The 26,536-nt window shown below is 70.7% G+C and carries 22 protein-coding genes, 1 tRNA gene and 1 riboswitch; of the genes, 14 read left to right on the top strand and 9 right to left on the bottom strand.

Annotation, left to right across the window (positions count from 1 at the left end; genetic code table 11):
* Positions 1-21 precede the first annotated feature (21 nt).
* Positions 22-2,121 carry an asparagine synthase-related protein gene (locus OG302_RS22520; protein WP_371528420.1) on the bottom strand — a complete coding sequence of 700 codons (2,100 nt, stop codon included), beginning with the start codon at positions 2,119-2,121 and terminating at the stop codon, positions 22-24.
* Positions 2,122-2,820: 699 nt separating this feature from the next.
* Here OG302_RS22520 and OG302_RS22515 point away from each other — a divergent pair.
* From OG302_RS22515 to OG302_RS22500, 4 genes are all read left to right on the top strand, one after another.
* Positions 2,821-4,287: an MFS transporter gene (locus tag OG302_RS22515; RefSeq protein WP_371528419.1), complete on the top strand. Its 1,467-nt coding sequence runs from the start codon at positions 2,821-2,823 to the stop codon at positions 4,285-4,287.
* A gap of 177 nt (positions 4,288-4,464) precedes the next feature.
* Positions 4,465-5,667, top strand: coding sequence for an L-2-hydroxyglutarate oxidase (gene lhgO / locus OG302_RS22510; RefSeq protein WP_371528418.1), 1,203 nt, complete (start codon positions 4,465-4,467; stop codon positions 5,665-5,667).
* Between the two features lie 162 nt (positions 5,668-5,829).
* Entirely contained in the window at positions 5,830-6,657 is an 828-nt protein-coding gene (gene trmB / locus OG302_RS22505) for a tRNA (guanosine(46)-N7)-methyltransferase TrmB (protein ID WP_371528417.1), read from the top strand.
* Between the two features lie 94 nt (positions 6,658-6,751).
* The gene (locus OG302_RS22500) at positions 6,752-8,107 is read left to right on the top strand and encodes a PrsW family intramembrane metalloprotease (RefSeq protein ID WP_371750195.1); all 1,356 of its coding nucleotides are present in this window, start codon (positions 6,752-6,754) and stop codon (positions 8,105-8,107) included.
* On the opposite strand, the gene OG302_RS22495 is transcribed toward OG302_RS22500, so the two are convergent.
* The 5 genes from OG302_RS22495 to OG302_RS22475 all read right to left on the bottom strand — a co-directional run bounded on the left by OG302_RS22495 (position 8,104) and on the right by OG302_RS22475 (position 13,306).
* Positions 8,104-9,048, bottom strand: a complete 945-nt coding sequence (locus OG302_RS22495) for an aldo/keto reductase (RefSeq protein ID WP_371528416.1) — start codon at positions 9,046-9,048, stop codon at positions 8,104-8,106. The genes OG302_RS22500 and OG302_RS22495 overlap by 4 nt on opposite strands.
* 134 nt (positions 9,049-9,182) lie before the next feature.
* Positions 9,183-10,268, bottom strand: a complete 1,086-nt coding sequence (locus OG302_RS22490) for a M23 family metallopeptidase (RefSeq protein ID WP_371528415.1) — start codon at positions 10,266-10,268, stop codon at positions 9,183-9,185.
* Positions 10,269-10,279: 11 nt separating this feature from the next.
* Positions 10,280-10,426, bottom strand: a riboswitch (cyclic di-AMP (ydaO/yuaA leader).
* 202 nt (positions 10,427-10,628) lie between these two features.
* Entirely contained in the window at positions 10,629-11,786 is a 1,158-nt protein-coding gene (locus OG302_RS22485) for a PP2C family protein-serine/threonine phosphatase (protein ID WP_371528414.1), read from the bottom strand.
* A gap of 156 nt (positions 11,787-11,942) precedes the next feature.
* A tRNA-Met gene (locus OG302_RS22480) sits at positions 11,943-12,016 on the bottom strand.
* Between the two features lie 78 nt (positions 12,017-12,094).
* Entirely contained in the window at positions 12,095-13,306 is a 1,212-nt protein-coding gene (locus OG302_RS22475; RefSeq protein WP_371528413.1) for an alginate lyase family protein, read from the bottom strand.
* A 926-nt stretch (positions 13,307-14,232) separates the two neighbouring features.
* Between OG302_RS22475 and OG302_RS22470 the strand changes: the two genes are divergently transcribed.
* Complete coding sequence (locus OG302_RS22470; RefSeq protein WP_371528412.1) at positions 14,233-14,580, top strand: MerR family transcriptional regulator; 348 nt, start codon at positions 14,233-14,235, stop codon at positions 14,578-14,580.
* A gap of 714 nt (positions 14,581-15,294) precedes the next feature.
* Here the strand turns inward: OG302_RS22470 and OG302_RS22465 are convergent.
* Positions 15,295-16,032: a GAF and ANTAR domain-containing protein gene (locus tag OG302_RS22465; protein WP_371528411.1), complete on the bottom strand. Its 738-nt coding sequence runs from the start codon at positions 16,030-16,032 to the stop codon at positions 15,295-15,297.
* Positions 16,033-16,419: 387 nt separating this feature from the next.
* On the opposite strand from OG302_RS22465, the gene OG302_RS22460 reads away from it, so the two are divergent.
* The 3 genes from OG302_RS22460 (at position 16,420) to OG302_RS22450 (ending at position 18,663) form a co-directional block, all read left to right on the top strand.
* Positions 16,420-17,163: an ANTAR domain-containing protein gene (locus OG302_RS22460; RefSeq protein ID WP_371528410.1), complete on the top strand. Its 744-nt coding sequence runs from the start codon at positions 16,420-16,422 to the stop codon at positions 17,161-17,163.
* Positions 17,160-17,888, top strand: coding sequence for an ANTAR domain-containing protein (locus OG302_RS22455; RefSeq protein ID WP_371528409.1), 729 nt, complete (start codon positions 17,160-17,162; stop codon positions 17,886-17,888). Before OG302_RS22460 ends, OG302_RS22455 begins: the two co-directional genes overlap by 4 nt.
* 82 nt (positions 17,889-17,970) lie before the next feature.
* Positions 17,971-18,663 carry a GAF and ANTAR domain-containing protein gene (locus OG302_RS22450; RefSeq protein WP_371528408.1) on the top strand — a complete coding sequence of 231 codons (693 nt, stop codon included), beginning with the start codon at positions 17,971-17,973 and terminating at the stop codon, positions 18,661-18,663.
* 372 nt (positions 18,664-19,035) lie between these two features.
* Here OG302_RS22450 and OG302_RS22445 read toward each other — a convergent pair whose 3' ends face one another.
* Positions 19,036-20,715 carry a tyrosine-type recombinase/integrase gene (locus tag OG302_RS22445; RefSeq protein WP_371528407.1) on the bottom strand — a complete coding sequence of 560 codons (1,680 nt, stop codon included), beginning with the start codon at positions 20,713-20,715 and terminating at the stop codon, positions 19,036-19,038.
* 78 nt (positions 20,716-20,793) lie between these two features.
* Entirely contained in the window at positions 20,794-21,489 is a 696-nt protein-coding gene (locus OG302_RS22440; protein WP_371528406.1) for a hypothetical protein, read from the bottom strand.
* 41 nt (positions 21,490-21,530) lie between these two features.
* Here OG302_RS22440 and OG302_RS22435 point away from each other — a divergent pair, with 41 nt between their 5' ends.
* The 6 genes from OG302_RS22435 (at position 21,531) to OG302_RS22410 (ending at position 26,297) form a co-directional block, all read left to right on the top strand.
* Positions 21,531-21,839: a helix-turn-helix domain-containing protein gene (locus OG302_RS22435; RefSeq protein ID WP_371528405.1), complete on the top strand. Its 309-nt coding sequence runs from the start codon at positions 21,531-21,533 to the stop codon at positions 21,837-21,839.
* Between the two features lie 50 nt (positions 21,840-21,889).
* The gene (locus OG302_RS22430) at positions 21,890-22,126 is read left to right on the top strand and encodes a helix-turn-helix domain-containing protein (RefSeq protein WP_371528404.1); all 237 of its coding nucleotides are present in this window, start codon (positions 21,890-21,892) and stop codon (positions 22,124-22,126) included.
* Between the two features lie 14 nt (positions 22,127-22,140).
* The gene (locus OG302_RS22425) at positions 22,141-22,767 is read left to right on the top strand and encodes a hypothetical protein (RefSeq protein ID WP_371528403.1); all 627 of its coding nucleotides are present in this window, start codon (positions 22,141-22,143) and stop codon (positions 22,765-22,767) included.
* The gene (locus tag OG302_RS22420; RefSeq protein ID WP_371528402.1) at positions 22,764-23,198 is read left to right on the top strand and encodes a hypothetical protein; all 435 of its coding nucleotides are present in this window, start codon (positions 22,764-22,766) and stop codon (positions 23,196-23,198) included. The genes OG302_RS22425 and OG302_RS22420 overlap by 4 nt, the downstream gene beginning before the upstream one ends.
* A gap of 97 nt (positions 23,199-23,295) precedes the next feature.
* The gene (locus OG302_RS22415; RefSeq protein WP_371528401.1) at positions 23,296-23,595 is read left to right on the top strand and encodes a hypothetical protein; all 300 of its coding nucleotides are present in this window, start codon (positions 23,296-23,298) and stop codon (positions 23,593-23,595) included.
* Complete coding sequence (locus OG302_RS22410) at positions 23,592-26,297, top strand: hypothetical protein (RefSeq protein ID WP_371528400.1); 2,706 nt, start codon at positions 23,592-23,594, stop codon at positions 26,295-26,297. Before OG302_RS22415 ends, OG302_RS22410 begins: the two co-directional genes overlap by 4 nt.
* Positions 26,298-26,536: the final 239 nt, after the last annotated feature.

The raw sequence follows: 26,536 nt of genomic DNA, 5'->3' as shown, positions 1-26,536 counted from the left end.
GTCCGTACGGGGCACTCCGGGCTACCGCCCCGCCCCCAAAGCCCCCCTCTGCGGCACGACGCTCCCCGTAGGGACCGCCCTCTGCCGCGCGGGTGTGCCCGTCCAGCACGTGCCCCGGCGGGACAGCAGGCGGCGCAGCCACAGTTCCACGGAGACCAGGTCCGCCAGACCGTCGAGCGGCAGTGGTTCCCCCTCGGCCGCCGCGCGCAGCGCCTTGCGGACGACGCGGGCCTCCACCAGGCCCGCCTGCGCGAGCAGGGGCGTGTCGAAGAGGGCCAGCAGATCGTCCACCGCCACCCGCAGACCCGTCCGCGCCGCCACCGCCGACGACGCGTGGGACGGCGCGCCCCAGCCGGGCGGCAGTTCGGCCACTCCCGCGCCTTCGAGGACCGTACGCAGGATGGCCGCACGGGCCCCTGGCTGGACCCGCAGGGCGACCGGGAGGGCGCGGCAGGCCCGGACGACCTGGTTGTCCAGGAAGGGCGCGTGCAGGCGCTGGAAGCGGACCTCGGCGGCCTGTTCGAGGACGCGCAGGTCGGCCGCGTGCCGGGCGAGCGCCGCGCGGGCACGGAATTCGCCGGGGCGCTGGCCTGGGCCCGCGCCGGGTCGCCCGGTCGTGTCCTGGAGGCGAACCGATACTTCAGCGAGGGCCTCGCCGGTCAGCCAGCGCGCGGCGGGCCCCGGTCTCGCCCACGAGAGCGCGGCCATCGACGCCCCCACCGCCCCGCCCGGCTCGTCGAAGCGGCGCTGGAGGAGACGGTCGGCGAGCGAGTCGACGCCCGCGCGGTAGGGCATCCGGGCGAGCTTGCGCGCGGCGCCGTACACGCGCGCGGGGACCATGACGGAGCCCGGGGAACCGTCCGCCTTCGCCAATGCCGCGACGGGGCGCACCAGATGGCGTCGCCTGCGGTCCATCAGGAGGTCGGCGAGGCGGGCCGGATGCGCGTCGAGGACCTGCCGGGCGCCGTACCCCGTGAAGTGGTCGGCGCTGCCCGACGCGAGCCGCGCGCGGTGGCGCTGGGCCGTGACGAGGGTGGCGCTCGGCTCATCCGTAAGAGGGCCGTCCAAGTCCGCGTACGGGAGTGCCTCTTCACCCGCGGCGACCACCACGTGGTGCAGCCGGGGGTTGGCCGCGATGGCGCCCGCCCGTTCCAGCTCGGCCTCACGGCCCTTGATCGCGAGGTCGTTGAAGGTGACGGCAAGGAGCCGCTCCCCCGCGCCCGTGCCATGGCCGAGGACCGTGCCGGGCATCCCCGGGAGGCCCGCGGCGAGCAGCGCGAGCGTGCCGGAGGCGGGCCCCCCGGAGAGGTCGGCGCCGATGCCGGGCACCGGCATCCCGCGTGCCGCCCGCCGCTCGGCGGGGCCCATGCCGGGCACGGGCCCCGGATCGACCTCTGCCGCTCCGGGGACGTGCCGGGGGGCGCCGAGCCGGGTGCGTACCGCTTCGACGAGGGCGTCACGGACGCCGTCCACCGCGGCGGTCGCGTCGGCGGCGGGCGCGGCGACGGCGAGGGACGCCACGTGTTCGTACCCGGCGATCTCCCGTGCGCCCGCGCGCAGGATCAGCGCATGCCCCGGTGGCACACGGCGCACGCCCTGGTAGGGCGTCGAGTCCTGGAGCGCCTCCGGCACGTCGGGCGCCGCGAGGAGCGCCGCGAGGTGGCCGATGTCCAGGTGGGCCTCGATGAGGTCGGCCAGCGGGAGCGCGGCCGTCGCGAAGGCCGTGCCCGCGGCCCAGGGGGTGTAGAAGACGGGGCGCGCGCCGGCGAGGTCGCCGGCGACCATGACGCGCCGCCCGACCTGGACGACCGCGGTGTAGCTCCCGGACCAGGCGGTCAGATGCCGCAGGGCGCCGCCGCGGGCAGCGAAGAGGCCGACCCTGAGCTCTTCGTCGCTCGCGCCGCAGGTGCCGAGCACCGCGATGCGCGTCTGTTCGTCGGCCTGCACCGTGCGCACCTCGTCGGCGCGCCAGTCGCCCACCGCCCACAGCGGATCCGGGTCGCCCCACAGGAGTTGGGAGCCCACGGGGTGGACGGTCTCGCCGTTCTCACCGGTGGCCCCGGCCGAGCCCACCACCGAAGGCTTCGCGGCAGTGCTGCTCCACCCCACCAACCACCGCATCGTTGCCTCCACGGGCTGTGGACAACCAGTGCATCGAAGAACTGGGGTCCCATGCTGCCACGAAGGAGGCGTGCGGGAGCGGCTACGGGGTTGCTCGCGCTCCCGTTAATCTGCCCCGGGGGAGCGGTACTTGAAGGGTGCGGCCATGCCCTTCCCCCGTAGGGGGGGCGCATTGGCCGGTCTGCGCTGGGTCGATTTTCAGCCAAATCAGCGGGTGACGCTCGCGTGCCGGAACCGTAAACGGCAACACACAGTCCGGGAGGCGCTGTTCGCCCCCCGGACCGGTCCGCCGCCCGCGGGGATGTGAGGCGGCGGTGTCCCCCAGCCCACTGACTCCAGCGCAGCGGGCCGACCCACGCACCATCAATGGAAGCGCTCCCCTTATGGCCGGTGAAGAGCGCACACGCAGGCGCACGGCCACACACCCGGAGCACACCGCGGCACTCCCCCGCTTCCCTACCGACAACAATCTCGCCATACGGAACTGCGCCTCTTAACGCTTGGGATTCGGCGAACTACGCTGTGTGTGCTGATGTTTTCGCGGAGGCATATTCCTGGGGGCTCGGCCAAATGCTCTTGCGGCCGAGGTTCCGGGCCACGGTGGTCGTAGTCGCGGACACCGCTGCCCCTGAGGAAACACGGCACGAATGCCGCGCGGTCAAGCCACTGCACGGCAGCCGTCTGTGTCGAGGGGTGGCCATGTCCAGGGAGCAACGCGGGCCGAACGAGAAACTCGGCACCGTTCTCGCCCTCGCGGGAATCAGCAACGCGGGACTCGCGCGCAGGGTCAACGACCTCGGCGCCCAACGCGGGTTGACGCTTCGTTACGACAAGACGTCGGTGGCCCGCTGGGTGTCCAAGGGCATGGTGCCGCAGGGCGCCGCCCCGCACCTCATCGCCGCGGCCATCGGGCAGAAGCTCGGCCGTCCCGTCCCGCTGCACGAGATCGGGCTCGCGGACGCCGATCCGGCGCCCGAGGTGGGCCTGGCCTTCCCGCGTGACGTCGGCGCCGCGGTCAAGTCGGCGACCGAGCTCTACCGCCTCGATCTGGCGGGCAGGCGCGCGGGCAGCGGAGGCATCTGGCAGTCGCTCGCGGGCTCCTTCGCGGTGAGCGCGTACGCGACGCCGGCCTCGCGCTGGCTGATAACCCCGGCCGACAGCTCGGTCGCCCGCGACATCACCCCGGACGAGCCCCGCGAAATGAGCCACCCCGCCGACGGCACCGACAGCGCGAGCAGCGGGCTGCCGATGAAGGTCGGCCACAGCGACGTGCTGAAGCTGCGGGAGGCCGCCGAGGACGCCCGGCGCTGGGACTCCAAGTACGGCGGCGGTGACTGGCGTTCGTCGATGGTCCCGGAGTGCCTGCGGGTCGAGGCGGCGCCATTGCTGCTCGGCTCGTACTCGGACGAGGTGGGCCGCTCGCTCTTCGGGGCGTCGGCCGAACTGACGCGCCTCGCCGGGTGGATGGCCTTCGACACCGGCCAGCAGGAGGCCGCCCAGCGCTACTACATCCAGGCCCTGCGCCTGGCCCGCGCGGCGGCCGACGTCCCCTTAGGGGGGTACGTCCTGGCCTCCATGTCCCTCCAGGCGACCTACCGCGGCTTCGGCGACGAGGGCGTCGACCTCGCGCAGGCAGCCCTGGAGCGCAACCGCGGTCTGGCCACCGCACGCACGATGAGCTTCTTCCGCCTCGTCGAGGCACGCGCACACGCACGCGCCAATGACGCACAGGCGGCGGGAGCGGCCCTCCGGGCGGCCGAAGGGTGGCTGGAGCGGGCCAGGGAGGGCGACAACGACCCGTCGTGGCTCGGCTTCTACGGATACGACCGCTTCGCGGCGGACGCCGCCGAGTGCTACCGCGACCTGAAGGCCCCCCGCCAGGTGCGGCGCTTCACGGAGCAGGCGCTCTCCCGGCCGACGGAGGAGTTCGTGCGCTCGCACGGCCTGCGGCTCGTGGTGTCGGCGGTCGCCGAGCTGGAGTCGGGGAACCTCGACGCGGCCTGCGAGCAGGGCACACGCGCCCTGGAGGTCGCCGGGCGCATCTCGTCCGCGCGGACCACGGAGTACGTGAAGGACCTGCTGCACCGTCTGGAGCCGTACGGGGACGAGCCACGCGTGGTGGAGCTGCGGGAGCGGGCACGGCCGCTGCTCGTGGCCCCCGCGTAGTACGTCGTCCATGCGCATGCGGCGCGTACTCGGCCCTCCCCTGCACCGCGCGGTCAGCCCCGCGCGCGCCGCCGGAACGGCAACAGTATTTACGCACCCTGTAACCCTGAGGTCCTCGCCGGGTTTGAAGGCGTTGTCAGTGGCGCAGTGCACTATCGGGGTGGGAGGTGATGCGGCATGGTCCGGGCCGGGATGTACGACTGCGATGTGCTGGTGATCGGCGGCGGGATCGTCGGTCTGTCGACGGCGTATGCCATCACGCGTGCCGCGCCGGGGACGCGGGTCACCGTCCTGGAGAAGGAGGCCGGCCCCGCCAGGCACCAGACGGGACGCAACAGCGGGGTGATCCACAGCGGGATCTACTACCGCCCGGACTCCCTGAAGGCGCGGTACGCGGTGCGGGGCGCCGCCGAGATGATCAAGTTCTGCGCCGAGTACGGCATCGCGCACGAGGTCACCGGCAAGCTGATCGTCGCCACGGAGCGGTCCGAGCTGCCCCGCCTGCACGCCCTCGTCCAGCGCGGCAGGGAGAACGGCATTCCGGTCCGGGAGCTGGGCCCCGCCCAGATCGCGGAGTACGAACCGGAGGTGCGGGGGCTCGCCGCGATCCAGGTCGGGACGACGGGGATCTGTGACTACGGCTCGGTGGCGGAGCGCCTCGCGGACGCGTCGGGAGCCGATGTGCGGTACGGCGCGGACGTCGTGCGCATCGACCGGCGCGCGACGCTCGGGGTGGCCGTCCGCACGGCCGACGGCTCGGTGGTGCGGGGCAAGGTCCTGGTCAACTGCGCGGGGCTGCAGTGCGACCGGGTGGCGATGCTGGCCGGTGACGACCCCGGGATGCGGATCGTGCCCTTCCGCGGGGAGTACTTCGACCTGGTGCGGCCCGAGCTGGTGCGGGGCCTGGTGTATCCGGTCCCGGACCCGGCGTTCCCCTTCCTGGGGGTGCATCTGACGCGGGGCATCGGGGGCGGGGTCCACGTGGGGCCCAACGCGGTGCCCGCGCTGGCCCGCGAGGGGTACGGATGGGGTGTGGTGCGGCCACGGGAGCTCGCGGGGACACTGAGCTGGCCGGGGGCCTGGCGGATGGCCGGGCGGCACTGGCGGTACGGGGCGGGGGAGCTTCGGCGCTCCTTCTCCAAGGAGGCCTTCACCACGGCCGTGCGCAGACTGCTGCCCGCGGTGACCTCGGACGATCTGGTGCCCGCTGCCGCCGGGGTGCGGGCGCAGGCGGTCCTGCGGGACGGGTCGCTGGCCGACGACTTCCTGATACGGGAGGGGCCGCGGGCCGTGCACGTACTGAACGCGCCCTCGCCCGCGGCGACGGCTTCTCTCCCTATCGGGAGGGAAGTGGCTCGGCGGGTGCTGGGGGTTCTGTAGGGGCGGTCCCTGCGGGGCATCCCCCCATCCCGCCCCTCCCCGAACCTGGGGCCCCTCCCCAGACCCCGCTCCTCAAACGCCGGAGGGGCTGAAAGATGTGTCCGGACCGGCGCCGAGCGAGTTTCGGGAAGGGGCGGGGTGGGGGACTAAAATCTCCCCACTGTGTCTGAGTCGAACGCCGCCCCCGAGCACCCCCGCACCCCCCGCCCCAAGGGCGAGCCCCGCTTCCCCGACGGGCCCTCACCCGACCCCGCGGGCTCACACTTCGAGCGCCGGATCCGCAGCTTCCAGCCGCGCCGGAGCCGGGTCACCACAAGCCAAGCGGACGCGCTGCGGCGGCTGTGGCCCATGTGGGGGCTGGACATCGACGGGCAGCGGACCCTCGACTTCGCCGAACTGTTCGGCGCCGGCCGGCCCGTCGTGCTGGAGATCGGGTTCGGCATGGGCGAGGCCACCGCCCAGATGGCCGCCGACGACCCGGACACCGGCATCCTCGCCGTGGACGTGCACACCCCGGGCCAGGGGAACCTGCTCGGCCTCGCCGAGCGGAACGGCCTGGACAACATCCGCGTGGCGAACGGCGACGCCGTCATCCTGCTCCGCGAAATGCTCCCGCCCGCCTCCCTCGACGGCCTCCGCGTCTACTTCCCCGACCCCTGGCCCAAGGCCCGCCACCACAAGCGCCGCATCATCCAGCCCGACTTCCTCGACCTCGCCGCGCCCCGCCTCAAGCCCGGCGCCGTGCTGCACTGCGCGACCGACTGGGAGCCGTACGCCGAGCAGATGCTGGAGGTGCTCACCGCGCACCCCGCGTTCGAGAACACCCAGGCCGACGGCGGGTACGCACCCCGCCCCGCCTTCCGTCCCCTCACCCGGTTCGAGGGCCAGGGCCTGGACAAGGGACACGTGGTCCACGACCTGCTGTTCCGCCGTACTTCCGGTCAAGGAACCGGCTCAGGAACCGGCTCAGGAACCGGCCAAGGGATCTGAGACACCGGCCACGCGGCCCGAGACACCGTCGCGGGCCGCCCCCGTCCCTCGTTAGGGTCAACGGGTGGCCACCCGTTCAGCACACCCGTACCCGATGCCCGCCGCCGGGCCTGCCGGGCTGCGGCACGCACGCTGGTGGCAGCGAAGAGCGATACGCGCGGCCGCCCTGGTCACGCTGCTCGCCCTCTCCGGCCTGGTGATCCTGGCCCTGGTGCGGGAACAGACCGGCACCGAGGGCTTCCTGGTCGGGCTCGGCCTCGCGACGCTGCCCGTGCCGCTCCTGGTGGCCGCCTTCCGCTGGCTGCAACGCGTCCAGCCGGGCCCCTGGCGGAATCTGCTCTTCGCCTTCGCCTGGGGCGCCTGTGCCGCCGCCCTCATAGCCATCGTCGCGAACAGCTTCGCGACCCGCTGGATAGCCACCGCCACCGCCGACCCCACCAGCGCGGACACCCTCGGCGCGACGGTCATAGCGCCGATCGTCGAGGAGAGCGCGAAGGCCGCGGCCGTCCTGCTCGTCTTCCTCTTCCGCAGACGCGAGTTCACCGGCATCGTCGACGGCGTCGTGATCGCCGGAGTGACCGCCACCGGCTTCGCGTTCACCGAGAACATCCTCTACCTCGGCAGCGCCTTCGGCGCGGACCAGCTCAACGGCGGCACCGGGCTCGCGTCCGTGACGGCGGCGACCTTCTTCGTACGCGTCGTCATGTCGCCCTTCGCGCACCCGCTCTTCACCGTGCTCACCGGCATCGGCTTCGGCATCGCCGCGCTCAGCACCGACCGGCAGAACTGGCGGCGCGTCCTGCTCCCGCTCCTCGGACTGCTCCTCGCGATGGGCCTGCACGCCCTGTGGAACGGCTCGGCCAGCTTCGGGGACTACGGCTTCTTCGCGGTGTACGCGACGTTCATGCTGCCCGCGTTCGGCCTGCTCACCTGGCTGGTGATCTGGACCAGGCAGCGCGGCCTGCGCATCGTGCGCGCCGAACTCCCCGCGTACGTGATCGCGGGCTGGCTCACCGCGCCCGAGCCGTACGCGCTCGGCACGATGCGCGCCCGCACGCTCGCCCGCGACTACGCCTCGTACACCCAGGGCAAGGCCGCGGCGCGCACGGTCGCGCAGTACGAGACGTACGCGACGGCTCTCGCGCTCCTGCGGCACCGCGGACGCCGGGGCAAGGCGGGCGCCGACTTCGTCGTACGGGAGCGGGAGTTGCTGAACGCCCTGTGGGAGCGCCGCGAGGCCGCGCGGCCCGCCCTCGCCTACGCGGCACAGGCGACGGCACCGGTACTCGTACCGATACCGCCGCAGCACGGGTACCGCCAGCCGTATCCCCAGCCCTATCCGCATCCCCAGCCGTATCCGCAGCAGCCCTACTCGCAGCAGCCCCCCTACGGATATCCGTACGCCCAGCCGGCGATGCCCTACCCCGCCTACAACCCCTACCGGGGCTAGGCGGAAGCCGCCGTCAGCGCCGACACCTCGGCCTCCGTCAGTTCGAGCTCCCCCACCGCGAGCAGCGCGGGCAGCTGCTCGACCGTACGGGCCGAGGCGAGGGGCGCCGCCACCGTCGGCTGCGCCGCGAGCCACGCGAGGGCCACAGTCGCGAGTTCGGCGTCGTGCGCCTGGGCGACCTCGTCCAGGGCGGCGAGCACCCGCAGGCCGCGGTCGGTGGCCAGGTGCTTGCCCGCGCCCTCGGCCCGCGCGCTGTCGACCTGCGCACCCGGGCGGTACTTGCCGGTCAGGAAGCCGGAGGCGAGCGCGTAGTACGGGACGGCGGCCAGGCCGGAGCGCGAGGCGACCTGCTCCAGCGGGCCCTCGTACGTGTCGCGCGAGACGAGGTTGTAGTGCGGCTGCAGCACCGAGTAGCGCGCCAGGCCCTCGCAGTCGGAGAAGTCGAGGAACTCCTGGAGCCGCTCGGGGGTCACGTTCGAGGCGGCGATCGCGCGCACCTTGCCGGACGTCACCAGGTCGTCGAGCGCACCGATGATCTCCTCGACCGAGACGGTCGGGTCGTCGTAGTGCGTGTAGTAGAGGTCGATGTAGTCGGTGCCCAGGCGGCGCAGCGACTCCTCGGCACCGGACTTGATGGTGTTGGCGGACAGGCCCTTGTAATCGGGGTGGGCGCCGACCTTGGTGGCGAGCACGACGTCGGAGCGGTTGCCGCGCGCGGCGAGCCAGCTGCCGAGTACGGTCTCGGACTCGCCGCCCTTGTTGCCGGGCACCCAGGCCGAGTAGACGTCGGCGGTGTCGATGAAGTTGCCGCCGGCGGCGGTGTAGGCGTCGAGCACGCTGAAGGACTGCGCCTCGTCGGCCGTCCAGCCGAAGACGTTGCCGCCCAGGGCGAGCGGGAAGACCTCGAGGTCGGACGAGCCAAGCTTGCGGAGAGAAGTCATAAGGGGATCAACGCCCTTACGGACTGCAACATTCCGGAGAGCGGCCCGCACCTAGGCAGGCCGTCCGCACATGCCGAACCGGCAGCCCTGGCGTCGGGGGGTTGTCGCCAGGACCGCCGGGGTTCTGGGTTACCTCAGAGCGACTGGCCCTTGCCGCGCAGCCATGCCGCGGGGTCGACCCCGGTGGCGTCGCCGCCCGGGTGGACCTCCAGGTGGAGGTGGGCGCCGGTGACGTTGCCGGTCGCGCCGACGCGGCCGATGACCTCGCCGGTGGTGACCTTCTGGCCGGCACTGACGTTCATCGAGGACTGGTGGCAGAACCAGAGCTCGGTGCCGTCGTCCAGTTCGAGGACCGTGCGGTAGCCGTACGCCCCCGCCCAGCCCGCTTCCTTGATGGTGCCGGAGTGGATCGCCTTGATGGGCGTGCCCGTCGGCGCCGCGAAGTCCAGGCCGGTGTGGTAGCCGGAGGACCACATGGAGCCGGGCTGGCCGAAGGTGCCGGTGAGCGTGTACGAGGCGACCGGGAGGGTGTAGCTCTTCGCGAGCTTGGCCAGGCGCTCGGCCTCGGCCTTCTTCTTGGCCTCCGCCTCGGCCTTCTTCTTCGCGGCGGCCTTCTCGGCGGCGATCTTCTTCTCGGCCGCGGTCTGCTTGGCGGCGGCCTGCTCGGCGGCCTGCTTGACGGCGGCTTCTTCGGCCGCCTTCTGGACCGCGGCGTCCGCCTGGTCCTGCTGGTTCTCGGCCTGCTCCATGATGCGGGCCCGCAGCGCCTCGCCCGCGTCCGTGGTGCCCTGCTCGGTGTCGGCGGTGCTGAGTCCCGCGGCGGAGAGGGGTGCGGCGGCGGTCGTCACGGCGTTGTCCGCGGAACCGGAGCCGGACGAGTCGTCGGATATCAGGGACCCCACGCCCGGCAGCGACTTGGCCTCCGGCAGCGAGTCCGTGACGGCCGACATGTCCGGCATCGCGATGGAGACCGGGGGCTTGCCGCCCTGCGCGGTGGCGATGCCGCCCGCGCCGACGGCGGCGATGACACCTACGCCGAGAACCGTGGAGCTGCGGGCAAGTCCGCCGCCGCCCCGCTTGTGCACGCGGTGCCTGCCGCGGACGGGACGAATGGACTCCTCGGTGGGGTTCCATTCCTCCCAGGAATCATCGTCGTACCCACCGAAATCGTCGTCATTCGGTACGTACGCGCCTTGGGGGGCAGGGCGGTTGGACGCCACGGGGGCGCACTCCTTTCCTTCCTTCTCGCCTACCGGGTTAGCTGACGGGTTCGGAGCAGGAAGGTCTCCTACGAACATCTGGCACGGATGCACAGATGCCCGATTCACCCCAATTAGTGGTTCCCCGGCTCCCTTTCGGGATTAGGCGCGTGCGCGCGGAGCCGACTCGAGTGACGGCTGGGACGACCGCGCTGCGTTATCGAACGTTAATAGACAGCGGGGTCGTATTCCAAGCTGTTCCGGCTGATCGTTAACGCCCACACCCTGTACTTATCGGGACACGGGGGTTGCGAACGGGGCGAGTTGACCCCACTTCTTCACACACCGGAGCTTCACATCTCCTTGACAGCTCGTCAGGTGTTATGCGGAGTGGTGTCCTTCCGTCACGGCCGGTGACACGGGCCGCCGCACCGCGAGCAACGCCATGTCGTCGGTGCCGCCTCCCCCGGTGTGCCGCCGCACTTCCTCGACGAGCGTCGACAGGAGCGCGTCCGGGCCGCCGGGGCCCGGGAAGATCCGGCCGCCGAGCCGGGCCGCGGGATCGTAGAACTCGCCCCGGACGTCACGCGCCTCGGAGAGCCCGTCGGTGTAGAGCAGCAGCATCGCCCCCGGCGGGAACTCCGTCTCGTCCGCACGGTCCGGCCAGGCGCCTAGCTCCCCCATCCCGAGCGGCAGCGCGGGCTCGGTGGCGGACAGGACGCACAGCCGCCCGTCGCCGCGCAGGAGCAGCGGACCCGGGTGCCCGCGGTTGATGAGCCGCACGAGACCGTCGCCGTGCGGGATCTCGGCGAGCACGGCGGTGGTGAAGCCCTCGAAGGCGTCGAGCCCGTCGCGCCGCGTGCCCTCGCGCGCAAGGGCCCGCTCCAGGCGCTGGGCCACGGCCTCCAGCGTGGCCTCCTGCTCGGCGGCCTCCCGGAACGCCCCGATCACGACGGCGACGGCCGCCACCGCGCCCATGCCCTTCCCCCGTACGTCGCCGACGATGACGCGTACGCCGTGCGGGGTCTCCTGCACGGCGTACAGATCGCCCCCGATGAACGCGTCGGCCTCCGCCGCCTCGTACCGCGCGGCGATGTCGAGCCCGCCGATCCTGGGGTCCGGCTGCGGCAGCACGGCGCGCTGGGCGGCCTCGGAGATGGAGCGGGCGGAGGCGAGCTGCTTGTCGCTGCGGCGTACGACGCGGTTGATGAGGACGGCGAGGACGGCGACGGTCACCACCGTGATCAGCTCGGTGACGGCCTCGACGTCGGTGCTGGTGTCGGTCTTGAAATGCAGGGCGAGCACGGCGGCGCAGGAGCCGGTGCCGATGAGGGCGGTGCTGAGCAGCGAGTAGAAGGGTGCGGCGATGAGCGGGGCCGCGGTGAAGAGCGGCGAGGCGGTGAACTCCGGCGGGGTCGTCAGGTCGTAGACCACCCCGACGACGATGAGCAGCAGGGGGAGGGTCCGCACGAGCGCCCGCTCGTGCCGGACATCGGGACGCCTGCCGCCGCCCCCGCCACTTCCTCCTCGCTGCCCCACTCGTCCAGGGTTCCCGGAGCGGCGGCACGGGGCGACCGGTGTGGGCCGACCGGGTTACGACGAAAAGCTGCGGTGGAAACCCCCGGTAGAAGGATCCTGCGGTGGAAAACACCGAAGGCCCGGATCCATTTCTGGATCCGGGCCTTCGGTCTTTAGTAGCGGGGACAGGATTTGAACCTGCGACCTCTGGGTTATGAGCCCAGCGAGCTACCGAGCTGCTCCACCCCGCGCCGTTGAATGCAACTCTACGCCATCAGAGGGAGTGAAAGCGAACCGGTTGAGAACCACCGGCGAACGAGGGCCGCCGCTCACGTGTTCTCGGCGTGCGTCAGCGTCTCCCAGGCCACGAACAGATCGTCCGTGCCCTCGGGCCGCTGCTTCCGGGTGAGCCGCTCCGTCTCCGGCAGGTCCAGCTTCAGCCGGTCCCGCAGGTGGTTGAGGCCGACCTCGGTGTCGGGCCCCATGTCGCGCTGCACCTTGCCGCCGCACAGCCAGTCCGGCGCCTCGGCGCCCAGCTGGTACTTGGAGTGGAATTCCAGCGCGGCCCGCAGCCGCTCCTTGACCTCGCCGTACAGATCGACGCCCTGGTGCCAGGCGGTCTCCGCGATGTGCGCGGTGGCAGCGAGTGAATAGCTGGCGTGCTTGAAGTTCCGGCACGTCTCCTGGGAGAGCCCGTCGGCGAAGGTCTTCTGCCCGAACCAGTACTTCTGGAGCTTCCCCGGGGTATTGATTCCGCTGCCCGCGGGCGACACGGGCAGCGGACCGTCCGACTTCATATAGAAGTAGGCCGGCACGCGGGTCCTGAAGTGCGTCACCGCCTTCTCGAAGGACTCGTGGTCGTCGAGGAAGACCGCCATGCTGATGGTCGCGTCGGCCATCAGGAGGTCCCAGTTGCCGTTGAAGTCGGCCGCGCCGTCCCGCACTTGGGGCAGGTAGGCGGTGCGCAGCATCCGCTCGAAGCGGAGGATCCGGCCGTCGGTCCAGCCGTCGTAGGTGTAGCGCACGGCTTCGGCCGCGCGTGCCCACGAGGAGGCGGCCCAGGCCGTCTGGAGGCCCGCGTTGGCCTCGGTGTGCCGGGTGATCACCCGCGCCCAGGCGTCCATGATCTGCACGGCCTTCTCGGCGTGCGCGCGGTCGCCGGTGATGTTCCAGAGCAGGGCCTGGGTGTACGCGGCGATGGCGTCCTCACGCTCCTCGACGCAGCCCTGGCCCGGGCGGGTGTCGGGCGGGCACTCGACGACGGCGTACGGCTTGGCGGTGTAGTCGTCCGCACCGTACTTGCTGTTCCGCATCCGCCGGAACGCCGTCAGCCAGGGCTGCTCGCCCGCCGCGACGTGGGCCCGTACGCGCTTCAGCTGCGCCTTGCTGACGAGGACTCCGGGGTGTTCGAAGGCCTGCTCGGCGGGCCGGGCCCGCTCGGTGGCCGCGTCGGTGCCGCCGCCGGAACTGCCACAGGCCGCCGAGACGCCGACCAGCAACGGCACGAGCACCATCACGAGAGCCCGTCGTACGGAACCCATGCTGTACCTCCGGATCGGCCACCTGGCAGGCCCAGCGTCACCCGTGGGGCGCGGGGGCGCAGGCGAGGCGGGTCCATTCGGGCGACCGCCCGTCCGTCCGGACAGCCTTGCCACGAGGACGGCCTTGCTGTGCGTCCACCACCCCTGTTCGAGGTCGATTACCTCACCATCGAACACGCGAAAATCTATGGCGGCTGGAGTAGACATTGGATGGTGGTGTGGTTATGGTTTCTCTCGTAACCCAGAGAGACAGCAGGGCCCGGCAGAGACGAACTGCCGGGCAGCAGTACCCGCAAGTGCAGTTCGCAGGACGGTGCGGTGGTGGAGTTTCGAAGCCAGAGCGGTTGCAGGACGGCGACGGGACTGACGACCGGACCGGGCGGCCCGCAGTGATCAGGGGCCTCCGTGAGCAGGACCGCAGTACACGCAAGTGCATTACCAGTAAGTGCAGTTCGCAACACCCAGCAGTGAAGTAAGTGAGCAGCACCTCGGTGAAGGCGTCGACTGCGGGCGCGCGCACCGGGAGGTTCGGCAGTGGGGTTCTAAGCCAGAGCAGATGCAGGAGAGGCGACGGGGCTGGCTGCCGAAGAGTGGCGCTGATACAGGTCACCAGTAGTTCGCATCACCAGCAGTACGCAGTTCCCGTAGGTAAGCAAGTGATTCAAGAGGGAAGAACGGAGGAGCCGAGCGCCATCAGGAGGATCGCCCGGGTGGACTTTTGAGCCCGGGTACCGCAGGACATCGATAGTGAGGTGGTCTCCGGTCAAGCAACCGCGATCCCGGCAGTCCCGACAGCATCTCGGTCGGGTCTGCGGAAACAGAAGGCCGGCGCAGCAACAGGGCCGGCAGATGGTGTAGCAGTTCCTTCGGGGCCCGGGTGCCGTACGGCACCCGGGCCCCTCCACGCGTTCCATAGAGAGGTGCAAGTGACAGCAGACGATTCGTTCGGGCGTCTCGACGACGACGACTATCCCGCCTACACCATGGGCCGGGCCGCCGACATGCTCGGCACCACCCAGGGCTTCCTCCGCGCCATCGGCGAGGCCCGCCTCATCACCCCGCTGCGCTCCGCGGGCGGCCACCGCCGCTACTCCCGCTACCAACTGCGCATCGCCGCCCGCGCCCGCGAACTCGTCGACCAGGGCACCCCCATCGAGGCCGCCTGCCGCATCGTCATCCTCGAAGACCAACTCGAAGAAGCCCAGCGCATCAACGCCGAACACCACCGCGCCGCCGGAGCAACGACCCCGCCGGCCATGAGTCAAAACGGCTGAGCCCTGCGACTGCGGGTGTGCTCGCGCTACTCGCTGTCCGCTGTGCCGGTCCGTGGTCGGGCGGGGCCGGTGACAGGCGTCAGCAGCGGAAGACGAGGCGGGCAAACCGGCGGAAAGGTCGGCCACCCGAGGCCGGCAGTGGGCCTGTTTCGGTTCGCCCTGCCATTCGACGAGATATCCACGGACCCGGTCCAGTGGCGGCCTGCGGTGGGAGACTTGAGACAGACCGGCCGTGCGGCCGGGCTTGGGAATCGCCGCCGGTGTGTGACGGCGATCCCCAAGCGTGAGGATGCGCGGCTCCCCTCCACCTCATCCTCACGAGGGCCCTCCCGGAGTCGGGGATGCGGGAATAGCCCCCACAGCCGGGCGGGCGGAGGCTGGAGCTGCGTTGTCGGCGATGCGGCTCCAGCCGGGCCTCGGTGTTGTTCCGGCTCGGGGGCTGGGAGCCTGCTGGGATCACGTGGTCAGTGACAGCACGTGAATCCTTCGTCCGGGATCAGGATATGGCTCCGGCGGCAGCTGCGGTAGAGGGCCTTCCCAAGCAGCCTGCCCCATGCCTGCCGATGGACGGACAAGTCGCCCTTCTGCCTTGAGGCGCTCTCGACTCCCGGCAACTGACCGGGCGCCAGCACTCCACCCACTTGGCGGGCCCGCATCGGCCGGCACACTTCGCAGGCTTCGACGGCCGCGATCGTGCTCGTGATCCGCACCCCGTCAGCCCTCTCCGTTTTCGGAAGCGGGCGGGTCGAGGAGCGTGAAGTGATCGTGGACGACGGCACGGGCCAGGCTGGGCAGGGGCGTTGACTGGGTGTGGGCATGGGCGCGCAGCAGGGCGAGGGCCTGGCCGGTGGAGAGGGAGTGGCGGTAGCTGATCATGCCGATGGCCTGGTGGACCACGGCCTCCGCCGGCAGGAGCCAGGCGTGGACGAGCTCGTCCTGGCTCGGCACGGGCGTAGTGAGAAGCAGGAGGTCTGCGGCGTCGGCGTGGTCCTGGGCAACTTGCAGGTCGGCTTCGGAGATCGGGCCGGGGCGGTGACGGTAGAGGGTGAGGGCGAGGCCGGCCTGCCCGGCCGCGTCGGCGCCGTGGAGGATCGGCAGCGCGTAGGCGGCCCGGATGTAGTGCGCCTTCGCCTGTTGGGCGAAGACGGGCCAGTGCCGGGTGGCTTCCGGGTCGTCGAGATCGGCGACCAGGACCTGAGCGCGCTGGCTCAGGGCCTGTACGCAGGGGCCTTCTCCGAGACTGATCTGCAGCTCCTCGCCCTTGCGGGCCAGCGGGCCGGCCGCGCAGAGCGACACCCGCTGCGCCAGGGCGGCATCGACCGCCAGTGTGAGCCCCACGGAGTACGCGCTGTGCAGGGCCCTCCGGCACGCCTGGCCGATGCGCAGTCCAGGTTCGGCGTCTCCTGTGTAGCGGGAGGCGAGGATGACGACCTCACCGCGGACGGCCGTCACCGGAGACTCGGTGCACGAGCAGGGCAGGCGGGCAGGCAGGCGCTATTGAGGCGCGCGGTCATGGTGGCGTCCGAACTCCGGCATTCACCGCCGATGCTGCCCGGATCGGAAGCCAATGTCAGGGTGAGGTGGGCGAGCAGCGTCGCCTTCGGGCAGCCTGTGTCTCCACCGTACGCCTCCCTCGCGTTCAGCGGCGTCCGCAGACGTCCGGTTGCCTGCCTGCTTCGCCCGCGGGGCCTGCGGAGAAAGTCGGCCGCTTCGCCACTTTCGACACCGAAACGGGGAAGGAGGATATCGGCAGCAGAAGCTCCCTAGACTGGATTCGTCATCAGTGCGTCCTCCGCGCCGCGGAGTCGCCTCCTGGGGCCGTGACGGGAGGTGAGAGCAGTGGGCACCGACAGTGACCTGGCTTACGTGCTGCAGAGCCTGCATCCCTCCTCCGGTGAGACGAGTCTGATCGGTGCCGACCCGAAGCTGTGCGCCCAGGCCCTGCTCGTGGACGGCATCGCCGTCTCGGCGACCACCGACAACGGCCTGAGCGAACTGCTGTGGTCCACAGCAGGCGCCAGCACGTGGCTGGAGGACCTGCAGTTCACTCTGGGGCAGGGACCGGCGCTCGAAGTGGCCGCCTCGTGCAGGCCCGTCCTGGTGGCGGACCTCTCGCGCGTGCCGGCCGGCCGGTGGCCCGTGCTGTTGCCCGAGGCCACGGCGCTGGGCGTCGGCGCCGTCTTCTGCTTTCCGCTGTCCGTCGGGTCGGCCTGTCTGGGCACGATGACGCTGCAACGCACGGCGCCGGGTCCGCTCCCGGACACCGCGATGACCGACACCTGGCTGGTGGCCAACGCTTTGACCTCCCTCCTGCTGGAGAGCGGTCCACAACAGGAAGCCCTCGCCACCGCCGCCGACTCCTCGGACTTCTACCGGGCTGCCGTTCACCAGGCCAGTGGCATGGTCAGTGTCCAGGCCGGGGTCTCGCTCGCCCAGGCCCTCCTGCGGCTGCGCGCCCACGCCTACCGGCACGGGCAGCCGCTGCTGGAGGTAGCCGAGGACGTGGTAGCCAGGCGGCTGGCCTTCCACAATGATGAAAACGGGCCGGACGATCCTGCCGGTGAAGGGACTGAAAGGCCATGACACGTGAAGAACAACTGCTGGGAGCCATGGTCGATGCCGTGGACACCCTCGTCGACGACTTCGACCTGATCGACTTCCTGCACCAGCTGTGCGAACGGTGCAACGAGTTGCTGGACGTTTCCGCCGTGGGCGTCATGCTCGCTGACCCCGCCGGGGGCCTGCAGCTGATCGCCGCGTCGGACGAGCACGCCCGGCTACTGGAACTCTTCGCCCTCCAGGCCGACCAGGGACCCTGCGTGGAGTGCCACCGCACTGGCACCTCCCGCTTCAACATCTCCCTGAAGTCCCCCGAGGAGACAGCTGCCTTCCCGCTCTTCGCCGAGCGGGCCCTCCAGGCCGGATTCGCCACCACCCACGCCCTGCCGATGCGCTTGCGCCAAAAGGTCGTGGGAGCGATGAATCTCTTCGACTCCCGGGAACAGAAACTCAGCGACGCTGACGCGCGGGTGGCGCAGGCACTGGCCGCCGTGGCCACCATCGCCATCCTGCAGCACCGCACCGTCGTGCACGGCAACATCGAGCGCGCCCAGCTGCGGGCCGCCCTCTCCAGCCGCATCGTCATCGAACAGGCCAAGGGAATCCTCGCCGAGCGCTGGCAATCCACCCTCGACGAGGCATTCGACGCCCTGCGCCAACACGCCCGCTCTCACCGGCAGACCCTGGCCGGGCTCTGCAAGCAGCTCATCGACGGCTCCATCGACTCCTCCGCCATCCAACGCCCCTGACCGCGCACCCCGGCCAGGCACCCCGCCCCAGACCCCGGCGGAAGGACGTGTCCCTCCCGCCACCCCGTCACAGGGACACTTCGTGACCCAGGACCACCAGACCGCAGCCTGGCAGCGCATCAACACCGCTGCTCGCACCGGCGGCATCACGCTCACCGTCGCCTGCCGGGCATGCGCCGACGACGTGGAAGCCGACTTCGCCGGAGCCACCCTCGTCGTCGCCGGAGAACTGCGTCTGCTGGCCACCGCCACGGACGAGCGCGCCCGGAGGGCGGAAGACGCCCAGCTGATCACCGGCGAAGGGCCATGCACCGATGCCTACACCCGCCGCGCCCCCGTCGACGCCGTGGACCTGCACCACGCGGCCGACCGCTGGCCCGTCTACACCCCCCTGGCGAGGGAACAGGGCGCACGCAGCGTTCTGGCGCTCCCCTTGACGATCGGCGCCCTCGCCATCGGCGCCATGGATCTCTACCGCGTCGAGCCCACCCCGTTCAGCCCCGCCCATCAGGAGCGGGCCGGTGCCTACGCCCGCATTCTGGCCCTGCTCGCCCTGGAGGAGCACCCTCACCTGCTCACCAGCCATTCCCGGCCCACCCAGCGCGGACCACAGGGCTACCCCCCTACCGTCCACATGGCCGCCGGTGTCCTCGCAGCCAAGGACGGGCTCACCCCCGAAGACGCCCTGGCCCGCCTCCGCGCCCACGCCTTCAGCCACAACCAGCCCCTGCTGCACACGGCGGAACAGGTCATCAACACCCACCGACTCGACTAGGGATGCGTGCGCAGACGACTGCCGAAACAAGGAAGCGCCCGAGCCAGCCGAAGCCGACCCGGGCGCTGCGTAGCAGGTCAGAGGGGGTTTCCCCTCACCCACTTTCGGTAGACCGTGTGGGACTCGAACCCACAACCAATGGATTAAAAGTCTGCGAGTTGCTCGTGGGCCCCCGTGGGCTCCGCTCTGGCTGCGATCGTCCAAGTGGGCTCCCGTGCAGCTCAGAGGATACTTGGCGCCCTCACTCCTAACCGGCTCATCCGGTCTCGTGGGCTCCTGTACGGTCTGGTTCGGAGACGTTTGGCCGAGCAATGGCCGAGCAGAAAGGCCCCGCCACCTGGGGTGACGGGGCCTCGCTCGTTCCACTCAACTCTACGCCGAGCCCTGCCCGTTGTCAGTGCCACCGCCTACCGTGGACTCATCCACATCAGCGTCTGCTGGCTGCGACGCACCAGGCCCCGCCTCCGGAACAGCGACCGAAGACGGGGCCTCGTCGCGTGGCTGGCGGGCCCGCGGCACGGCCGCCGCAGCCCGCTCCGTGACGTCGTCCTCGTACTCCTCGAAAAGCTCCATGTACGTGTCGGACGTGAGAGTGATCGTCGAGTGCCGGAGCTTCACCTTCGCGTCATGCAGGTCCCCGCCGCCCGCCTTCACGAGGGCCGCCGCGCCGTGGCGCAGGTCGCGCAGGTTGATGGGTGGTAGGCCGGCCGCGTCGGCGATCCGCCGGAAGGCCTTGGACACGGTGTCCGGGTGCAGCCAAGCCCCACCTTCGGCACTGAACATCTTCCCGGTGTCCGTCCAGTCCGAGGTGTTCTCACCCTGCTCGCGCTCGGCGGCGGCCTTCACGTTCCAGACGTCTCGCTCTGCGCGCTGTCGCTCCTTGTGGGCCAGCAGCACCTTGACCGTCCCGGCGTCGACCTTGACCAGGCCCGCGGACCCTTCAGTTTTCGGGATCGTCTCGATGGGCTCCCAACCATCGACGACGATCTCCTTCGCCACCAGGATCTGCTTGCGCTCCGGCGAGAAGTCGGCCCAGTCCTGGCCGACACCCTCGCCGCGGCGCAGGCCGTGGTGGGCGATCAGGTGGAAGAAGGCGTACAGCCGATCACCCTCGGCCTCGTCGAGGAACGCGCCGAGTTGCGCGGGCGTCCACACCATGACGGGGCCCGGCTTCTCTCCGGTCTGCTGCCAGCGCTCGACCCGCTCGTCCGTCCACAGCAGCCCCTTGGGCCTGGGCGCCGAGGTCAGCTCTACGTGGGCGGCCGCGTTGAAGGTGATGAGCTGTTCGCCGATGGCCTTGTTCAGCGCCATGCGGAGCGTGCGGCGGACGGCCTGCTTCGTGGCGGGACCCGTGATCCGGCGGAAGGGTGGCATCTCCGCGAGCTTGACCCGCTCGGCGGCCAGCGCGGCCCTCTCCGTGGCCTTGGGCGCGCCCGGCTTTCCTCGCTTGCAGCGGGCGACCTGCTCGCGCCGCGCCTGGTTCTCCGCGCGGATGACGTCGTTGCGGTCCTCAATCGCGCGGAACATGTCCTCGACGTGGCCGACGCCGAGGCGGTCCAGGCGCAGGTGGCCGAGCGCAGGCTTGAGGTGAATGCGGATGTGGCTGGCGTAGCCATGGTTCGTGGTGGACCTGGTCGCCTTGGTGGCCATCACCTGGTCGAGCCAGTCTCCGACGGTGGTGCGGCCATCAAGGGGGACACCGACGCCGAGCTTGCGGGAGACCTCGGTCGGGTCGGGGATGTCGCCCCGGGTCGTCATGAGGCCTTGCAGGAGGTCGCCGACGCGGCGCTGTCCGTCGTCGTCGTCTCCGGGGAGGTCGAGGATGGCGCGGATGCGGTCGAGGTCGGTCTGTGCGTCGGTGACCTTCGCGTAGCCGGTGCGGCGGAAGCGTCGGCGGGTGCCCTCGCTGTCGGGCGGGAGCTCCTGGTGCAGTTCATGGTTGCCGTGATTGCGCTTCGGCAGCTGCCCGCATTTCGTGCCGAGCCGTTTGCCGTCGGTATCGCGGCACTCGCAGCGTTTGGTGATGCCGCCAGCGCGGCGAGATGTAGGCACTTTCCGTCCCTCCCATGCGGCCGGGCGCATTCCCAGCTGCGGGCACTTCGACTGCGACGCTATCTTTCTTGGCTTCGCCTAGAACGGTGTTTCCTCAAGCGGGATATTTGCCGTCGGCCGTTCCAGGGCGTCAGCCAGTAGCCGGTATACCTGAGCTGCGGGGCGCTTTTCCATCAGAGAGGCGAACCGTACGACGGCCTGCCAGTCGTCAAGCGTCAGGTCGTCTTCGCCATCCCGTGTCACGTGGCGCCAGGATTCGTAGTCGTCAGACCCATCCTCCCATTCCACATGGCTGCTCGGCGTCCATTTCAGTCCCTTGCTGCGCAGTAGCTGATTGACCTCCTCGACCAGCGATGGGGGGTAGTGGAGGGGGACGACGGCGTTGAGTAGGTCCGGGGACTCCAGTAGACGGTCCGTCTGGTTCCCCTCTTCGTCGCCGCGCGACAATTGGTACAGGAACTGTTGCGGCGTTCGCTTCCCCTCGGGATTTAGAGGCAGCAGAAAGTACGCAACGGGGTACTCATAGACGCGGGAAAAAGTCACCAATTCATTGGCGTCGAATACGCGGGGCCTACCTGAAGAGACGGCCCGCTCAGACGCGCTCAGGGTGGCGGCCGTCCACCTCTTGCCGCTTGCCGCCTCAAGGCGCTCAGCTGCCTCCTCCTGAGTCCACCCGCGGCTGCGGCGAGCACGGGCCAGGTTGTGGGAGACGACCTGGTTAACGGTGAGCAGGAACTGGGGGACGTCTGGTGCCTGCGATCGAGCTTCAGCCATGCGCTAACTGTAGCCCACGGGTCAACACCAATGAAGGATCCATGTGCATGGATGCCGAGTCACGCTTGCACCACAGCCATCACGCGGCCTACTCTTCAACCATGCGCACTGATTCAACACTCTTGCGCAGCTCCTCACCGCTGCGGGCAGTCAGAACCGCCAGGGGGATGGGGCTGCGGACTGTCGCAGCACAAGCCCAGATCGATCCGGGTCACCTGTCCAAGGTCGAGCGAGGCGAGAAGCAGCTCTCCATCGAGTCGCTCTACCGCCTCGCCGTGGTGCTGGAACTGCGCGAGTTGTCGCAGCTCCTCAAGCCCTACGTGCATGAGCCGGAAGCGAGGGCCTCATGAGCCAGCGCATCGTCCCGCTAACTGCCGCGCAGGTCCTCGCCCTGCCAGCCATGCCTGACCTCGTCCCCCACGGGGCCGCCGCTCTCGGCATCTCCAGGGACACCGCCTACTCGCTCGCACGCACCGACTCGCTGCCCGTCCAGGTCGTACGCCTGGGCCGCTGCATGAAGGTCCGGCGCGCCGAGCTCATCACCTTCCTCGGCATCCGCGAGGACAACGGCGACGGGGCCTGGGCTGCAACCCAGACCCCGCTTGCCGAGCGCACTACCGCAACCACTGGCAAGTAGAAGAGAGCACGCTCATGACCAGCGTAATCCCCGAGACGTCAACGACGACGTCAGACCCGAGAGCCCAGAGCACCGACAAGCCCCGCCAACCCGGTACCTGCGCCGACTGGCCAGGCATTTGCACCGAGGCCGAGTCCGGCCACTTCGACCACTCCAACCACGGTCACCAGGTCGTGGACAAGAGCGGTGTGCAGCTGCTCGACGTCGGGTTCGCCGCCCTGAGCAACGACTCGAACCCGCGACCGGTGATCTACATCGGCAGCGAGGACTGGGCGCCCGACGAGTTCCACGCGGCGAGCGCCGCCGTCCGCCAACTGATGGACACGGGCGACGACATGGCCGAGAGGACGATGCTCCGCCAGGGCAATGGAGAGGCCGCCCTCGCTCGCATCGACCAGAAGATCAAGGGCGAACGCACGCGGATGATCGCCATGGTCGCCCACCAGCGCCGCGTCAGGATCGAGCTGCGGCCGAGCCGGACGCCGTTCACCGAGTCGGACACGGAGCAGACCGCGTCCGCCGCGTTCTCGCTGGCCTGCGACGCGGTCGGTATCGCTCTGGCGAAGAGCCCGGACAAGGCCGGGATGGTGCGCGCGCTGCGGGCCATGGTCGACCTGTACGCCGACGAGGCGAGCGCATGACCGCCCACCGCCCCGGCCAGTGGCCGGTCGACGAGCCCGCCGCGACCGTTGCGCCTTCCCCCGACGAGGAGCGCCCGACGGCGCCGAGGCCCCACGTACAGATCCCGCTCGCTGACGTCCGCCTGGTCGTGACCGTCGACCTCACCGGCCAGTACGACAGCCACGACGACGTGTCCCGCGCCCTGTACGAACAGACCATCCGCGCGAGCGACTGCCACACCGCAATCGTGCGCCTGTCGGACGACGCCATCAGCAAGCACGCGGGACTGCCCCGCGCGATCGCCGGAGCGTTCTTCCTCTCCGCGCAGCGCATCGAGATCCACGTCTCTGCTGGGACACGGCACGCCTACTTCGCCGCACGGGTCCGCGAGGAACTCGCCCAGATCTGCGCAGACCACGCCTGCATGATCGCCGCCCTACCCCCCGGCTAAGCCAGGGGAAGCGCGACGCGGCCCCGGGTCCCCAGGCCCGGGGCCGCACGCGCACTCACGAACACCACTGGTCCCGCTCGTAGAAGAGAGCACGTTCGTGAACAGCACCACCACTGTCCTCTCGCTCTTCGGGGAGGACACAGAGCAGGACACGGAGACCCGGCCACCACGGGCCCACCTCGGCATGCGCTCAGCCGCCGCGCGCCTCGTCGCCTACCGCGACACCCAGGCCGACGACGGCGAGCAGCGCGCTCTCCTCGTCGTCGACTGCCCGTTCTGCGACCACCAGCACATCCACCCCGCCGGCCTCGCCGACAAGCCGCGCCTCTGCCCCCGGCACTCGCGCTGCGTCGCCCAGCCCACGGGCACCTACTACTTCCCGGCGGTGCAGCAGTGACCCAGGCCCCGCCCGCCGAGCACCTCGTCATCGACGAGCAGCTGGTCCGCGCCTCGCTGGCCTACCACTTCCAGGACGTGCCCGGCCTGCTCAGCATCTGCTCGGACAAAGACGGGTGGGCGGGCCGCCGCTTCACCACCGACGAGCCCGGCATCGCGGCCGCCACGCGGTACGTCGCCGAGCTCGACGCACGGTCCCCGAAAGGCATCTACGCGCAGGTCACCACCCTCCGCGAGCGTCCCGCAGAGGGACGAGGCGGTAAGGACCTCGCGCACGGAGTGACGTTCCTGTGGGCGGACGGCGACTACGGCACGACCGGCCACAAGCCCGGCCTCGACGACATGCCACACCCGGCCGACGCCGACCACGTCCGCGAGATCGTCGCCGCGTCCGGCCTGCCCGAGCCCAGCGGATGGTGGCACTCAGGCGGCGGCTACAACCCCATCTGGGCACTCGCCGAGCCCTACGTCATCAGCAACGACGAGGACCGCGCGGCCATCGAGCAGTTCACCATGGGTCTGCAGGCCGTCCTCGGCGCGTCCGCGTACTCGCACGGCTGCTCGTGGGACACCCAGATCGGCAACCTCGACCGGCTCATGCGCGTACCCGGGACGGTCAACCGGAAGGCGGAACCGCGCCCGACGGCCAGCCTGCCCGGCACGGCCGCGCCCGTAGATCTGGCCGTCATGCGGGAGGCCGTGGCCCGCCTGGAGCCGGACGCGCGCGTCCTATTGGAGAAGGCCGCCGCAGAGAAGCGGGCCCGGCACGACGCCAGGACCGGCCGCACGACTACCGCGCCGCCCCCGCCGCGGCGCTCGGCGTTCCCCCGCTCAGGCGGCGGGACGAGCGTCTTCGACATCCTCGCCAGCGAGATCACGTTCCGCGACATCCTTGAACCCGCCGGGTGGACATACCGCGGCACAGCCGCGGACGGCCGCGAAAAGTGGCTTCGCCCCGCCGGGGCCGAGGGCGCAGCGGACAGCGACCACAGTCTCGTCTGCGACGACCACGTCGCCGTCAACTGGTCGGAGAGGTCCGGGCTCCCGGTCGGGCAGCAGCCCATGGGCCGCAAGCTCACCGTCCCCACCCTGTGGGCGCACATCCACTACGGCGGCAACGAGCGGGAAGCAACGCTCGACGTACTGCGCGCCGCCTTCGACCAGGACGCCCACGCCGCCGCCCGCTCCCTTCCGACGGCCGTCCTCACCCGGGTACGGCAGCACTGCCGCCCACCGTCCGCGCCGCGCCACGACGTGCCGCCCGCGCGCCCGCCAGTGGACGACGAGATGTGGGCCGACTTCGGCGACGAGCCCGACCCGGGGCCGGCCGACGAGGGCGAGACGGCCGGACCCGCCCCCATCCCGGGGCAGATTCCCGAGGAGTTCTACGCCGCCCGGCCGGAGCTGCGGCAGATCCGGCAGGCCGGGCACTCGCGCAGCAGGTCCGGCGACGTCGCTCTTCTCTCTGTGCTGACTCGCTTGTCGGCCATGGTCTCTCACCGCATCCGTGCGGACACCGGTGTCGCCGGGTACGCCTCGCTGAACCTGTTCGGCGGGATCATCGGACCGTCCGGCATCGGCAAGTCCACGGGCGTTGAGGTCGCCGACCGGCTCATGCCCGCACCGACAGGCCTCGACTTCCGTGACGGCTTGCCTCTCGGTTCTGGCGAAGGCCTCGCCGAGGTCTTCATGGGCACCGTCGAGGAGGAGACCGGCGAGGTCCAGCGGGGCAGGGGCGGGACGGCGACGCCCGTCACCCGCACGGTCCGCAGGCAGGTCCGCCACAACGCGTTCTTCTACGTCGACGAGGGCGCCACGCTCACGCGGCTGATGAAGGAACGCTCAGGGTCGACCCTGGGGGAGACGCTCCGCAGCGCCGCAGTCGGCCAGACCTTGGGGCAGACCAACGCCTCCAAGGACACCAGCCGGTACATCCCTGGCGGCTCCTACAGTCTCGGCCTGCTCGTCGGCTTTCAGCCGGAGACCGTGGCTCCGCTGTTCGAGGAAGTTGCCGAGGGCACACCGCAGCGGTTCCTGTGGGTGCAGGTTGTTGACCCGTCCATCCCCGACGAACAGCCGCCGTGGCCTGGGGAACTGACCGCGTGGCAGGCCGCGGTCTCTGCCCCGGCTGGCGACGAGGCGAGCGGGTACGTCCTGGTCAGCTTCGATGAGGCCATCAAGACGGAGTTGCGCGCCGCCGACCTTGCCAAGGCGCGAGGGCAGGCGCCCGCCGCCGACCGGAACCCCTACGACTCCCAGGCCCCGGTCATGCGCGTGAAGGTCGCTTCCCTCCTGGCGATCCTCGCCGGTCGTCGGCACGTGAACGCCGAGGACTGGCACCTCGCCCGCATCCTCTGGGGCGCCTCGTGCGCCACTCGCGACGCGATCCTGCAGTACAGCGAGGACCAGCGCCGTGCGGAGCAGGAGAAGCGCACGAAGGCCCGCATCGAGGAAGAGGTGCGCGTCGACCACGCGAAGCAGCTGGCCGACGACGCGCGGGCGGACAAGGCCGTCGAACGGCTTGCGACCCGGCTCGCTGTGTTGGTCCGTGAGAGCGGCCCTCAGGCACGCAAGGCGGTGCGGGGCCGGACGGCGGGGCGGGACAAGAAGTATCTGCCGGATGCCTTCGCCTACGCCGTGCTGCGGGAGTGGGTCGTCGAGGGGGACGGGAAGTTCGCCCCGGGTCCTGTCCCCCCGTCGTGAGGGGGGGGACAGGGGGGACGGGGGGACAGCTTTTGTCCCCCCCCACCCCGGGGGGACACCCAAATTGGTTCCGCATCTCAACTATTGCAGGCGCAAGTAAGCCCGTGACCTGCATATATAAGAAATCAAGATCACTAATTACTTGACTCGCGTACCGCGCGAGGGAGGGGGGGACAAACAGCGTCCCCCCTGTCCCCCCCCTGTCCCCCCTTCCGGGATCGCACACCGCAGGAGGTAAG

The organism is Streptomyces sp. NBC_01283 (genome assembly GCF_041435335.1).
In the GTDB taxonomy this organism is placed as follows: Bacteria; Actinomycetota; Actinomycetes; order Streptomycetales; family Streptomycetaceae; genus Streptomyces.
Note: the sequence above shows the minus strand (reverse complement) of the source record. Positions and strands in the feature narration are given on the sequence as shown.

What these genes read in the sequence shown, in the direction of transcription:
- OG302_RS22520 (WP_371528420.1), bottom strand. Translation starts at nt 2,121, where the DNA reads ATGCGGTGGTTGGTGGGGTGGAGCAGCACTGCCGCGAAGCCTTCGGTG.
- OG302_RS22515 (WP_371528419.1), top strand. Translation starts at nt 2,821, where the DNA reads ATGTCCAGGGAGCAACGCGGGCCGAACGAGAAACTCGGCACCGTTCTC.
- lhgO (WP_371528418.1), top strand. Translation starts at nt 4,465, where the DNA reads ATGGTCCGGGCCGGGATGTACGACTGCGATGTGCTGGTGATCGGCGGC.
- OG302_RS22500 (WP_371750195.1), top strand. Translation starts at nt 6,752, where the DNA reads ATGCCCGCCGCCGGGCCTGCCGGGCTGCGGCACGCACGCTGGTGGCAG.
- OG302_RS22495 (WP_371528416.1), bottom strand. Translation starts at nt 9,048, where the DNA reads ATGACTTCTCTCCGCAAGCTTGGCTCGTCCGACCTCGAGGTCTTCCCG.
- OG302_RS22475 (WP_371528413.1), bottom strand. Translation starts at nt 13,306, where the DNA reads ATGGGTTCCGTACGACGGGCTCTCGTGATGGTGCTCGTGCCGTTGCTG.
- OG302_RS22455 (WP_371528409.1), top strand. Translation starts at nt 17,160, where the DNA reads ATGACACGTGAAGAACAACTGCTGGGAGCCATGGTCGATGCCGTGGAC.
- OG302_RS22440 (WP_371528406.1), bottom strand. Translation starts at nt 21,489, where the DNA reads ATGGCTGAAGCTCGATCGCAGGCACCAGACGTCCCCCAGTTCCTGCTC.
- OG302_RS22435 (WP_371528405.1), top strand. Translation starts at nt 21,531, where the DNA reads ATGTGCATGGATGCCGAGTCACGCTTGCACCACAGCCATCACGCGGCC.
- OG302_RS22430 (WP_371528404.1), top strand. Translation starts at nt 21,890, where the DNA reads ATGCCTGACCTCGTCCCCCACGGGGCCGCCGCTCTCGGCATCTCCAGG.
- OG302_RS22425 (WP_371528403.1), top strand. Translation starts at nt 22,141, where the DNA reads ATGACCAGCGTAATCCCCGAGACGTCAACGACGACGTCAGACCCGAGA.
- OG302_RS22420 (WP_371528402.1), top strand. Translation starts at nt 22,764, where the DNA reads ATGACCGCCCACCGCCCCGGCCAGTGGCCGGTCGACGAGCCCGCCGCG.